Genomic DNA, 12182 nt, shown 5'->3' on the forward strand with positions numbered 1-12182 from the left:
CGGCGCCGCCCCCTGGCCAGGCGCCCCGCGGCCAACGGCCCGTGCTGCCCCGGCGCCCGCCGACCACCGAGTGGGCTCGGACGAGGCGGGCCGGGCGGGCCGAGTGGGCCAGGCCCGGACCAGGCAGGTCGCGTCGGCGGCATCGACCGCGTCGGGTACCAAGCGGATGGGCAGGCCCCGAGCCGACCCCTGGCGAGCCGAGCGGCTCCGGGGGAGCCGACCGCGAGCGGCTCCGGGCGAGCCGCGAACGGACCGGGTGAGCCCAGCCCGGACCGGGCGCGCCGACCGGCCGGGCTGACCTGGCCGGTCCGGCTGCCCCAGCCGGCCGACGCCGTCCGACCCCGCAGCGCCTGTATCACTCACCGGTACGACGTCCTTGCCGTTCCGGCCCGGGGACCAGACGCTGATCGGCGACCCGGTCCCGTTCCCCGGCCCGAGGAGCCCAGGATGCCGCTGCGACCCGCCCAGGCCCTGATGGCGATCCTGCGCAGCGAGGGCGTGGAGCGGGTCTTCGGCAACCCCGGCACCACAGAGCTCCCGCTGCTCGGCGCCCTCGTGGAGGACGGGCTCGACTACGTCCTCGGCGTCCACGAGGGCGCCGTCGTATCCATGGCCGACGGATACACCCGCGCCACCGGCCGCCCCGCCTTCGTCAGCCTGCACATCGCGGCGGGCCTCGCCAACGGGCTCATCGGGCTGCTCAACGCCCGCAGGTCGCGTACCCCGCTCGTCGTCATGGCGGGCCAGCAGGACCGCCGTCACCTCCAGCAGGACCCCATGCTCTCCGGTGATCTCGTCGCCATCGCCGCACCGGCCGTCAAGGCCACCACCGATGTGCAGCACGCCCGCGATCTGCCGCTCGCGTTGCGCCGCGCCTTCGCCCTGGCCGTCAGGCCGCCCGCGGGCCCCGTCTTCCTCTCCGTGCCCATGGACCTGCTCATGGAGGACACCGAGGTGGCGCTTCCCGCCCGTACCGTGCCGCCGCTCGCGGGGCCCGCCACCGGCCTCGACCGCGCAGCCGCGCTGCTCGCCGCGGCGGACCGCCCGGTGATCGTGGCCGGGGACGGCGTCGCGCGCGAAAGTGCTCTCGACGCGCTGATCCGGACCGCCGAGGCGTGCGGGGCCACCGTCCACCACCAGCCGATGGCCGACGCCCTCGACTTCCCGACGACGCACCCCCTGTACGCGGGGATGCTGCCGCCCCGGCACGACGCCATACGTGCCGCCCTGACCCCGTACGACACCGTCCTGATCGCCGGTGCGCACGCCTTCACCCCGCACCACTACGCGCCCGGCCCGCCGCTCCCGGACGGCATCACCGTCGTCCAGCTCGATTCCGACCCGAACGAGATCGGCCGCAACTTCCCCGCCGACGCCGGGCTCGTGGGCGGGCTCGCGCCGTCCCTCGACCGACTGGCAGAGCTGTTGCGACGGCAGATCCCGGCCCATGTCGCGAAGGACCGCACCCAGGAGGCGGGCGAGCGGCACGCCGCCGAGCGGGAACGCGTCGCCGCGGAAGCGCTCTCCGCGTACTCCGACGCCCCGCTCGCCCCGTGGGCCGCGGCACACGCCGTGGCTGACGGGCTGCCGGCGGGTGCCGTGGTCGTCGAGGAGGCCATCACGGTGGGACTGCTGCTGCGGCGTCTCGTACGGCTCGAGCGGCCGGGCAGCTACACGCACACCGTCGGCGGGGGGCTGGGCTGGGGCGTCGGGGCCGCCGTCGGGCGCGCGCTGGCCGAGCCCGGGCGGCCCGTCGTCGCCGTACTCGGTGACGGCTGCGCGATGTTCGGTCTGCAAGGACTGTGGAGCGCGGCCCGCCACGAGGTCCCCGTGCTGTTCGTGGTGATGAGCAACGGCGCCTACCGCACGCTCCAGGACACCTATGCGGCGCTCGGCCTGCCCGGCGCCTGCCCGGGCACCGAACTGGGGCACCTCGACTTCACCCGGGCCGCACGCTTCTTCGGGATCGACGCGGTACGGGCCACCAGCGCCGCGCACCTGCGAGCAGTCGTGGCCGAGGCGGACAGGTTGAAACGTCCGATGCTCGTCGATGTTCCTCTGCGGTGAGATCCCTTGCGGTGAGATCCCTTGCGGTGAGATCTCTGAGACGGGCCGGCCGATAGGTGCTGATGATCTGTCAACTCAAGGCTGCCGAGGCCTTGTCAACCCCGGTCCGCGGCCCGACCATCGTTCCCCATGAGCCAGCAGCCGCCGAAGTCTGTGCTCGCCCGCGGGGTCGCGCTGCTGCGCGCCTGCGGTGACGCGGGGGACGAGCTCGCGCTCACCGAGCTCGCCGAACGCACAGGCTTGCCCAAACCGACCGCCCATCGGATGCTCGGCGAACTCGTCCGGCTCGGGCTGGTGGAGCGCGTACCGGACGGCCGCTACCGGCTCGGGCTCTCCCTTTTCGTCCTCGGCCAGTCAGCGCCCGGCGCGCGCGCACTGCGCGACGCGGCACTGCCGTACCTGTCCGACCTGTACGAGGCGACGCACGAAAACGTCCATCTCGCGGTTCCCGACGGCAGCGACACACTCTTCCTGGAGAAGCTCACCGGGCGCCACGCCACCCCGATCGTCTCGCGCACGGGCGGCCGGCTGCCGGCGCACTGCACGGCCACCGGGAAGGTGTTCCTCGCCCATGAACCGCTCCCGCCGCCCGGCACGCTGGCGCGGCTGACCCCGCGCACCATGGTTCTGCCGGGGCAGCTGGCACAGGACCTCGCCCGGACGAGAGCGCGCGGGTACGGCGTCAACCGCGAGGAGGCGGAGGTCGGCATCTCCGCCGTCGCCGCGCCCGTGTACGCGGGCGGGCCCGGCTCCCGGCCCGTGGCGGCGATCTCGGTCACCGGGGGGACTCGGCGGCTCGACGTGGACCGCGTGTGCGCGGCGGTGTGCGCGGCGGCGCGTGCGCTGACGAGAGCGCTCGCCGCGTGATGCCGCCCAGAACGCCCTCCGGGTGACGCACTGCGGGTGAGGCCCGGTGCCGGGTCGATCATGGTCCGGGGCGCCGGCCTGAGGACCTGGACTGCCGAGGCGACGAGCCGGCCTGTCCCCCCGACTGGATCGCCACTGCCAGACCGTGTTCCGTCAGGCCCGGTCCGCTCAGCTCGTCCGTGATGCGGCCGTGGGCGAAGACCAGGACCCGGTCGCACACTTCCGTGAGTTCGGCGAGGTCCGTCGATGCGACGAGCACCGCCGCGCCGCCCGCCGCCAACTCGCGCACGATGCGGTGCATCTCGGCCCGTACGCCGACGTCGACACCCCGTGTCGGATCGTCCAGGACCACGATCTCCGGGTCCGTGGCCAGCCACTTCGCGAAGACGACCTTCTGCTGGTTGCCGCCCGACAGCCGACCCACCACGTCGTGGGGGCCGCCGCGCAGCCGCAGCCGTCGCGTCAGCTCTGTCGTACGGCGCACCAGTTCCGTACGCGAGGGCATCAGCCCGCCGCGGCCGAGCGCCAGCCAGCTGACAGCCGTGGTGTTCTCCCACACGGTGCGCTCGGTCATCAGCCCGTACCGCTTGCGGTCGCTGGGTACGAACGCCACGCCTGAGCGCACCGCCTCGCGCAGCGACCGGGGCCGGCCCCGGCCCGCGATGTCCACCAGGCCCGCACTGACCGCCGCCCTGCCGCACACCACCTTCAGCGCGTCCAGATGACCGGCGCCCTGCAGCCCCGCGACTCCCACCACCTCGCCTGCCCGGACGGTGAGCGTCACATCGGTGAGGCGGCCCGGCAGGCACACCCCGTCCAGGACGACGGGCGGCCGCCGCGCCGGATCCCGTCGGGCCGTGCCGCCCTCGGCCCGCTGGGGAGCCGGCGGCGCCCCGCCGAGCATCGCCGTCACCAGCGCCTCGACGCTCACCTCTTCGCGCGCCACGCCCGCCAGCGCCACGCGCCCGTCCCGCAGTACGGTCACGTGCTGCGCGAAGCGCATCACCTCCTCCAGGAAGTGGGTGACATACAGGACGGCGATGCCCCGCCGGGTGAGCGTCCGCAGGACGCTCTCCAGCCGTTCCACCGCGGCAGCGGGCAGCGCGGACGTCGGCTCGTCGAGGATCAGAACACGGGGGCGCAGCAGCAGCGCGCGGGCGATCTCCGTCAACTGCTGGTCGGCGAGCGGGAGTTCGCTCACATGCGTGCCGGGGGCGACGTCCAGTCCGAGTTCGGCCAGGACCGGCCGCGCCGCGCGGTCCATGGCGTCCCGGTCCAGCAGCCCGAAGCGGCGCGGCGGGCGGTGCGGGAAGAGGTTCTCCCGTACGGAGAGATCCGGGAAGAGGCTCAGTTCCTGGGAGACGACGGCGATGCCGCCCGTCTTCGCCGCCAGAACCGGCGTCACCGTCCCGGCATCGGCGGAGACCACCCCGGAGAGGATCTTGACCAGGGTCGACTTGCCCGCCCCGTTCTCGCCCACGAGCGCGTGCACCTCGCCGGCGCGGAGCACGATGCCGGCCCTGTCGAGGGCGGTCACACCGCCGTACGACTTGACCAGGCCGCGGGCGGTCAGCATGCCGGCCGCGGCGGTCGCGGCGTCTGCGTCGGGGGTGCCTTCCGTACCGGACCCCGTCGTCTCATCGGTCATCTCAGCGTGCGTCCTTCAGCGGCTTGAGCTGGGCGTCTTGGTCGCCGAGCAGCTTTTCGATCACCGGCTTGTACCAGTCGTACGCCGCCTTCGCCGACTTCTGGCGGGTGATGATCTCGTCGATGTTGGACGAGTCGACGACGCCACCGGGCGAGAGGAACCAGCCGTCGGGCAGCTTGCCGTCGTTGTCGCGTACCGAGTCGATGAGGATCGCCGTCGACAGATAGCCCTTGAGGAAGTGCTGCGGATCGATGGTGACGAAGTTGGAGCCGTCCTTCACCGCCTCCAGGGTCTTCGGGTCGACGTCGAAGCCGGCCGTGAGCCACTTGCCCTTGCGCTGCTTCTTGAGCTTGGCGAGGTTGTAGCTGTCGGCGTCACCGACGCCCAGGAAGGCGAGTGCGTCCGGATGCGCGCTGACCTGCGCCGACCACGAGTTGTAGTTCTGGCCGGGATCGCTGTAGGTCTGGAAGGGGCCCAGCACCTCGACCTTCGGTGCCTCCTTCTTGAACGTGTCCGCGATGCCCTTGGCCCGGTTGTCGAGCACCGGCGTACCGGGGTTGGGCACGCCGATGACGATCTCGCCCTCGGGGTCGTCACCCAGCCGCTTCAGTGCCTCCTTGGCCATGAGCTCGCCCAGTGCGTAGTTGTCGTTGCCGACGTAGAACGTGACCTTGGAGCCGTCGGTGGGGGAGGTGTCCAGGGCCACGATCGGGATGCCCCTGTCGACGGCTCGGGCCGCGGGACGGGTGAAGATCGGCGGATCGAGGTTCTCCAGGACGATGCCGTCCTTGGCGGTGGTGGTGAGGTTCTGGAACAGCTGGACCTCGGCCGGGCCGTCGGTGTTGGGCGGCCCGACCGCCTTGAAGTCGACGTTTTTGGCGTGCTCGGCGGCGCTCTCGGCTCCCAGCACCATCTCATGGGCGAAGTTGAGGCTGATGTTGGCCACCGCGATGCCCATGTCGAGTTCGCCGCCCTTGCCTCCTGAGTCGCCGCCTCCGCACCCGGCGGTCAGCAGGGCGAGCGCACCCAGCGCGGCGGACACCATACGGATTCGGCGGTGCATCGGGCCTCCATTCGGCGGTCACGTCGTCGTGGCGACGACGGCGTCTCGGGCTTGCCGGTGTCCCGGAGGTGACACCGGCGTTTCAGCGGCGTCGGTGTCCGGTGCGGCGCAGGGCGCTGTCCGACGCGACCGCGAGGAGGATCACCCCGCCGGTGGCGAACGACGTCCAGTTGATGGGCACTTCGAAGAACACGAGGCCGGAGGCGACGACGCTGAGGATCATCGCCCCGGCGACCGCGCCGACCACAGAACCGCGCCCGCCGGCCAGCGGGGTGCCGCCGATGATGCAGGCGGCGATGGCCTGCAGCTCGTAGCCCTGGCCGAGCGTCGGATCCCCGGCCCCGTAGAAGGCGAGGGCGAGCGCCGCCGCGCAGGCCGTGGTCAGACCCGACAGGGCGAGCGCCTGGATCCGCGTACGGGCGACCGGCAGGCCGCTGAACGCGGCGGCGTCGGGGTTGGACCCGATGGCCCGCACGCGGGCCCCGAACCGGGTGCGGGTCAGCACCACGGTGAGGACGGCGATGACGGCGGCCAGCACCCACAGGGCGAACGGCACGCCCGCGAGATCACCGCCCGCCAGCGTGAAGTAGGAGTCCTCCAGCGGCAGATCGGTGATCTGCTTGCCGTCGGCCAGCGCGAGCCCGATCCCGCGGTAGAGCATCAGCGTGCCCAGCGTGACGATGAACGACGGCAGGGCGAGGAGCGTCGTGACGACACCGTTGAAGACGCCGAGCACGATCCCCGTGAGCAGCACGACGGGCAGCGCCAGCCAGGGCTCCGTGCCCTCGCGGATCAGCAGCGCACCCACGACCAGGCACATGGCGTAGCTGCCGCCGACCGACAGATCGACCTCGCGCATGGCCAGCGCGAAGACCATGCCGCACGCCATCAGCGAGATGTAGACCGAGTTCTGCGCCGTGGAGAGCAAATTGTCGCTGTCGAAGAAGTCCGGATACGGAATGCCGATCGCGGCGAGCAGCAGAGCGAGTACCAGCAGTACGCCGAACTCGTCGCGCAGCAGCCGGCGCGGCCGGAACCGCCGCACGAGGTCGGCCGGTTCGCGGGCACTCGAGGCGTCCAGGGCGCGGTCGGTGTCGGTCATGGCACGCGGCTCCAGTGGGGCTCGACGGATGCCCCGCAGCGTCGGGCCGCCGGTCAGCCGCGGCAAGGCGGCCGTTCCGGCGAGTGGAACACCTCTTTTGCCAATGCCCCGGCCACTCCTCACACTCGCCCCATGGAGACCCGTACCGCTTTGGTGACCGGGGCCGCCCAGGGGCTGGGCCAGGAGTTCGCGAGGGCGCTCGCGGCGCGCGGTTACCGGGTGGCGGGCCTCGACGTGCAGAAGCAGCCGGAGACCGCCGGGCACATCGCCGACTATCTGGAATTGGTCGCCGACGTCACGGACGACGCGCAGGTCGAGGCCGCGCTGGCGCGGGTCGTCGACCGGTTCGGGACGCTCCACATCCTCGTCAACAACGCCGGTGTCTACCCGCACTGCGCCTTCGAGGACACCACGCTCGAGCAGTGGCGGCGGGTCATGCGCATCAACCTGGAAGGCCCGTTCCTGATGACGCGCGCCGCCCTGCCGTATCTCAAGGCGGCGGGCTGGGGCCGGATCGTCAACATCGCATCGGCCGCCGTCTTCACGGCGCCGCCGACCATGGTCGCCTACACCGCGTCCAAGTCCGGGCTCATCGGCTTCACCCGGGCCCTGGCCGCGGCGCTCGGCCCGTACGGCATCACCGTCAACGCCATTGCGCCGGGCATGACCCGCACCGACACCGCCGAGCGCACCGTCGGCGCGGACGGCGGCTTCGAACAGGTCCGGGCGAGGCAGATCGTCCAGCGGACCGAGGAACCGCGCGACCTCGTGTCCACGCTGCTCTACGTGGTCGACGAGGGAAGCGGGTTCCTCACCGGGCAGACGCTCAATGTCGGCGGAGGGTCCGCGTACATCTAGGCGGCCGCCAGTCGTAGTGCTCCGCGACCTGCCGGCTCGTCAGGGTTCCAGGTCAGCGCCCTTAAAACGCGTCCCTCAGCTCGTCCCGGAGCGACCGCTGGAAAGCGGTCACCAGCGCCTGCACCACGATCGGCTGCATATCGGCCGAGAGCGATTTCATCGCCGCGACATGGTTCGGGTCCGACCGCCGCTCGCGCCCCGCGTCCCACACCTCGTCGCGGAACAACTGCGCCAGCTCGTGAGCCACGGAACGGGCATGCTCCAGCAGCACCGTCCGGGCGGCGAGGATCGTCTCGTGCGCGATCGGTACGTCCAGCAACTGGACGCCCAGTCGCAGCAGGCTCGGGTCGACGCGGTAGGCGCCCTGCGCACCCTCGGAGATCACGCCCATCGCCGCCAGCCGGTCCATGTCCTCGTCGGCGAGTCTCCGCCCGGCCCTGCGCTCCAGCTCGGCGCGGGTGGCATGATCCGCGGGGCCGGGTGCCCAGGTGGCCACGACGGCCCGGTGGATGGCGAGCTCCTGGGCACTCAGACCGGCGGGCAGCTGCTCGAGGTAGCGCTCGATCGCCGCCAGTGTCATGCCCTGCCGCTGCAGCTCCTCGATGAGCCCCAGCCGGGACAGGTGCTCCGGTCCGTAGTGCCCCACGCGACGCGGGCCGAGCACCGGGGGCGGCAGCAGGCCCTTCGAGCCGTAGAAGCGGATCGTGCGGACGGTGACGCCCGCGCGAGCGGCCAGCTCGTCGACCGTCAGTGCCTGCTCGGCGGTGTCCGTCTGCATCGGATCCCCTCGCTTCCCGGGCGGCGCGGATATGGCGGCGCAGATGGTGCAGCACCCCGGTGCAACAGTATTGCTGTCTCACCACTCCTGTGAAAGTGCTGCCGCACCCGTGATCGCCCGCAGCCCCCGGACACCCGTCGAAGCTGGTCAGCAGCACGATCGCGTCGCCTTGTACACCCCCTGACCAGCATGTGAGAAGTCCCGCTCTGTGGCCTGGGTCACCGCGGGGACGCCGATCCGTGGGAGAAAGTGATGAATCGGCCCGTGTTGCCCTACAGGGAAACGCGCGGTCCGCAGCACATCCACACCGGACACCATCCGGAGCACGACCAGATCCACACCGGACGACACCCGGCGCTCGAAGACGACACCGGACCACATCCGGGGCACGAGAAGGCGGAACCACTTGTGAGCAAGGACGCCGTAGACACGGCCGCGGCCGTATCCCCCGCGGACGCCGCCCGGACCCCCGCCGACGCGGGCGACGCCGGATACAGCAAGGACCTCAAGGCGCGCCACGTCAACATGATCGCCATCGGCGGCGCGATCGGGACCGGACTCTTCCTCGGTGCCGGCGGCCGCCTGCACTCCGCGGGTCCCGCACTGGCCATCGCCTACCTCGTGTGCGGCATCTTCGCCTTCTTCGTCGTCCGCGCTCTCGGCGAGCTCGTCCTCTACCGGCCCTCGTCCGGATCCTTCGTCTCGTACGCGCGTGAGTTCCTCGGTGAGAAGGGCGCCTACGTCGCCGGCTGGATGTACTTCCTCAACTGGTCGACGACCGGCATCGCCGACATCACCGCGATCGCGCTCTACACGCACTACTGGAGCTTCTTCACCGACATCCCGCAATGGGTGCTGGCGCTGATCGCGCTCGCTGTCGTCCTCGTGGTGAACCTGATCTCGGTGAAGATCTTCGGCGAGATGGAGTTCTGGTTCGCGATCATCAAGGTCGCGGCGCTGGTCGCCTTCATGTTCATCGGCATCTTCCTGCTCGTCACGCAAGCCGACGTGGGCGGCCAGACCCCGGGCCTGAGCGTCATCACCGACAACGGCGGCTTCATGCCGCACGGTCTGATGCCCGTCGTGATCGTCATGCAGGGTGTCGTCTTCGCGTACGCCTCGCTGGAGCTGGTCGGCGTCGCCGCGGGCGAGACCGCCGAGCCGCACAAGGTCGTGCCGCGCGCGGTGAACTCGATCATGTGGCGCGTGGGTCTCTTCTACGTCGGCTCGGTCGTCCTGCTGGCGCTGCTGCTGCCCGGCGCGGTGTACTCCGCGGACCAGAGCCCGTTCGTGACGGTGCTGTCCAAGATCGGCGTTCCGGCGGCCGGTGACGTGATGAACCTGGTCGTGCTGACCGCCGCCATGTCCAGCCTCAACTCCGGTCTCTACTCCACGGGCCGCATCCTGCGCTCCATGGCGATGGCCGGATCCGCGCCCCGGTTCACGGCGAAGATGAACCGCAATCAGGTCCCGTACGGCGGCATCATGCTCACCGCCGCGATGTGCGTGCTCGGCGTCGGCCTGAACTTCATGCTGCCGAGCCAGGCCTTCGAGATCGTCCTCAACGTCGCGTCGCTCGGCATCATCAGCACCTGGGTGATCATCATGATCTGCCACCTGGCGTTCGTCCGCCGCGCCAAGCAGGGCCTGCTCACCCGCCCGACGTTCCGCCTTCCCGGCAGCCCGGTCACCGAGATCGTCACCATCGTCTTCCTGCTGGCCGTGCTCGGCCTGATGTGGAAGGACCCCGAGATCGGCCGCAAGACGCTCTACCTCATCCCGATCGTCGCGCTCGCGCTCGTCGGGGGCTGGTACGGGGCGCGGCGGCGCATCTCCCGGACGGTCGACCAGGAGATGGGCGAGATCGCCAAGTAGCCGCTGTCCCGGGGGTGATGGCCTCCCATGGGAGGTGCGTTTCGGCCAACTCTGGCGCAGACGCGCGTTGTTTCGCACGGATGAGCGGGTAGGTCGTGGTTATGTATCTCGTTCCCATGGACATAGGCCCGCTCAATCCGAAGGTCGAGGAACTCGCGGTCGCGCTCCCGCTGTTCGCCGCGGTGTTCTTCCTCATCGCGCGCGTGCTGCCGCGGATCAACCGCGTCATCGCCGCGCGTGAGGACGCGATCGAGGGTGCCGCCGAGCGTGCGGAGGCGGTGCGCCTCCGAGCGGAGAGCGAGCGCGCCAGGACGGAGCAGGTACTGGCCGAAGCGCGCCATGAGGCGGCACGCATCCGGCAGCGGGCCGCCGAGGAAGGTGCTGCGCTGATCGCCGCCGCCCGCCAGGACGGGCTGCGCGAACGCGACGCGATCGTCAAGACCGGGCACGCCAGGATCGAGGCCCAGCGCGCCGCCGCCGAGGCGGAACTCCGCATCAGCGTCTCCGAGCTGGCCTCCGACCTGGCGAGCCGCATCGTGGGTGAGACCCTCCCTGCCCGGACGGCGGCGGACCCGCGCAGCTGAACCCGCCTGTCCGGATGCAGGGCGTCCGGCGGCCCCCGGCGTGAGGCCGAGGGTTTCCGGCTTCGGCCACAGCGCGCTCTCGACGCGGTGATCGCATACTGGATGCGTAGGAGCAGGCCGGACACGGAGCCTGTGCCGGAAGCCGCGCCGCGGGGACCTCCCCGCGCCCCGGCCCCCGGCCCGCCTCCCCGGCCGCCTCGCCAGCCCCTGCACCGCGGGGCCCGGCAGAGGGGCGCATCGCATGGCCGAAGAACTTCGGGCCGTGAACCGGGGGAGAGGGGACCGGCTGCGCGGGGGCCACGGGGCCGGTCCGGTGGATACCCCCGAGCCGTCCCCACCCGCTGATATCCCGCCGCCCCCGCCAGGCGGCCTTCTCTGGGACGTCACCGGGGAGATCCGCACGCTGCTCACTCTGCCGCCCGCGCTCACCCTGCAGGTGGCGCACCCCGCCGTCGCCGCGGGCGTCGACGATCACTCGGTGTTCCGCACCGATCCGTGGGGACGCGGCGAGCGGTCGCTGCGCTCCCTGCAGTTGTGGGTCTACGGAGGACCGGCCGCCACCGAGGAAGGACGGCGGCTGCGGCGGCTGCACCGCACGATCCGGGGAACGGACGCACACGGCCGCTCGTATCACGCCCTCATGCCCGAGGCCTACGCATGGGTGCACGCCACCGGGTTCCCGGTCATGCGGCACGCCCGGCAGTACCTCCACCGGCGCCCGTACACCGACGCCGAGGAGCGGCAGCTGTACGCCGAGTGGCTCCAGGTCGGCCGGGTCCTGGGCATCCCCGAGCGGGACATGCCAGGGACCGTCGAGGAGTTCTGGCCGTACTACCGCGCGATGCTCGCCGAGAAACTGGAGCTGACGGCGGTCGCGGAAGAACTGGTCTCCGTGGACCCTCCCATTCCGCCTCCGGACCTCGGCCCGTTCGCGCTACGCCTCGCCCTGCGCGTGCTGTGGCCCGTACTTCTGCCGCAGTTCGTCCGCTTCCGGCGCTTCGTCACCATCGGGCTGATGCCGCCGGGTGCCCGTGAGGCGATCGGCCTGCCGTGGACGCCGGTTCAGGAGCGCCGCCTGCGCCGCCTCGGCCGCGTGGTCCGTACGGTCGTCCCGCTGCTGCCGGAGCGTCTGCGCTACTTCCCGCCGGCCCGACGGGCACGGGCCGCCCACCGGGCTGCTTCTGCCGCCACTCGAACAAGGCGCTGATCAACCAAGGACGGCGAGAGAGCCCGGCGGCCGTACGCCGCCGGGCTCCACAGCAACCCACACCGTCGCGGGCCGGTACTTCAGCCGCAGTAGTAGGGGGCGCCTCGTCCGACCCCGTTCAGGCCCACTCTCC

10 protein-coding genes are annotated in these 12182 nt (G+C 71.7%); 6 read left to right on the forward strand and 4 right to left on the reverse strand.

Annotated elements, in window-relative coordinates; genetic code table 11:
* The first annotated feature begins 447 nt into the window (after positions 1–447).
* Both ACWD4J_RS20430 and ACWD4J_RS20435 read left to right on the forward strand, forming a co-directional pair.
* On the forward strand, positions 448–2067 hold the full coding sequence (locus ACWD4J_RS20430; protein ID WP_451396790.1) for a thiamine pyrophosphate-binding protein: 1620 nt from the start codon (positions 448–450) through the stop codon (positions 2065–2067).
* A 129-nt stretch (positions 2068–2196) separates the two neighbouring features.
* Positions 2197–2934, forward strand: coding sequence for an IclR family transcriptional regulator (locus ACWD4J_RS20435; protein WP_451396791.1), 738 nt, complete (start codon positions 2197–2199; stop codon positions 2932–2934).
* Positions 2935–2992: 58 nt separating this feature from the next.
* On the opposite strand, the gene ACWD4J_RS20440 is transcribed toward ACWD4J_RS20435, so the two are convergent.
* From ACWD4J_RS20440 to ACWD4J_RS20450, 3 genes are all read right to left on the reverse strand, one after another.
* On the reverse strand, positions 2993–4582 hold the full coding sequence (locus ACWD4J_RS20440) for a sugar ABC transporter ATP-binding protein (protein WP_451396792.1): 1590 nt from the start codon (positions 4580–4582) through the stop codon (positions 2993–2995).
* A 1-nt stretch (position 4583) separates the two neighbouring features.
* Positions 4584–5645 carry a sugar ABC transporter substrate-binding protein gene (locus ACWD4J_RS20445; RefSeq protein ID WP_451396793.1) on the reverse strand — a complete coding sequence of 354 codons (1062 nt, stop codon included), beginning with the start codon at positions 5643–5645 and terminating at the stop codon, positions 4584–4586.
* Positions 5646–5727: 82 nt separating this feature from the next.
* Entirely contained in the window at positions 5728–6747 is a 1020-nt protein-coding gene (locus ACWD4J_RS20450) for an ABC transporter permease (RefSeq protein ID WP_451396794.1), read from the reverse strand.
* 132 nt (positions 6748–6879) lie between these two features.
* Between ACWD4J_RS20450 and ACWD4J_RS20455 the strand changes: the two genes are divergently transcribed.
* The gene (locus ACWD4J_RS20455; RefSeq protein WP_451396795.1) at positions 6880–7605 is read left to right on the forward strand and encodes an SDR family NAD(P)-dependent oxidoreductase; all 726 of its coding nucleotides are present in this window, start codon (positions 6880–6882) and stop codon (positions 7603–7605) included.
* Positions 7606–7666: 61 nt separating this feature from the next.
* Here the strand turns inward: ACWD4J_RS20455 and ACWD4J_RS20460 are convergent, their stop codons facing one another.
* Positions 7667–8383, reverse strand: coding sequence for a MerR family transcriptional regulator (locus ACWD4J_RS20460; protein ID WP_451396796.1), 717 nt, complete (start codon positions 8381–8383; stop codon positions 7667–7669).
* A 408-nt stretch (positions 8384–8791) separates the two neighbouring features.
* On the opposite strand from ACWD4J_RS20460, the gene ACWD4J_RS20465 reads away from it, so the two are divergent.
* From ACWD4J_RS20465 to ACWD4J_RS20475, 3 genes are all read left to right on the forward strand, one after another.
* The gene (locus ACWD4J_RS20465; RefSeq protein ID WP_451396837.1) at positions 8792–10258 is read left to right on the forward strand and encodes an amino acid permease; all 1467 of its coding nucleotides are present in this window, start codon (positions 8792–8794) and stop codon (positions 10256–10258) included.
* A 101-nt stretch (positions 10259–10359) separates the two neighbouring features.
* Positions 10360–10842, forward strand: a complete 483-nt coding sequence (locus ACWD4J_RS20470; protein WP_451396797.1) for a F0F1 ATP synthase subunit B family protein — start codon at positions 10360–10362, stop codon at positions 10840–10842.
* Positions 10843–11155: 313 nt separating this feature from the next.
* Entirely contained in the window at positions 11156–12049 is an 894-nt protein-coding gene (locus ACWD4J_RS20475; RefSeq protein WP_451396798.1) for an oxygenase MpaB family protein, read from the forward strand.
* The last annotated feature ends 133 nt before the right edge of the window (positions 12050–12182 follow it).

Source organism: Streptomyces sp. NPDC002577, assembly GCF_053594815.1.

Coding starts and splice junctions, on each gene's coding strand:
- ACWD4J_RS20440 (WP_451396792.1), bottom strand. CDS start 4,582: ATGACCGATGAGACGACGGGGTCCGGTACGGAAGGCACCCCCGACGCA.
- ACWD4J_RS20450 (WP_451396794.1), bottom strand. CDS start 6,747: ATGACCGACACCGACCGCGCCCTGGACGCCTCGAGTGCCCGCGAACCG.
- ACWD4J_RS20435 (WP_451396791.1), top strand. CDS start 2,197: ATGAGCCAGCAGCCGCCGAAGTCTGTGCTCGCCCGCGGGGTCGCGCTG.
- ACWD4J_RS20470 (WP_451396797.1), top strand. CDS start 10,360: ATGTATCTCGTTCCCATGGACATAGGCCCGCTCAATCCGAAGGTCGAG.
- ACWD4J_RS20430 (WP_451396790.1), top strand. CDS start 448: ATGCCGCTGCGACCCGCCCAGGCCCTGATGGCGATCCTGCGCAGCGAG.
- ACWD4J_RS20445 (WP_451396793.1), bottom strand. CDS start 5,645: ATGCACCGCCGAATCCGTATGGTGTCCGCCGCGCTGGGTGCGCTCGCC.
- ACWD4J_RS20455 (WP_451396795.1), top strand. CDS start 6,880: ATGGAGACCCGTACCGCTTTGGTGACCGGGGCCGCCCAGGGGCTGGGC.
- ACWD4J_RS20460 (WP_451396796.1), bottom strand. CDS start 8,383: ATGCAGACGGACACCGCCGAGCAGGCACTGACGGTCGACGAGCTGGCC.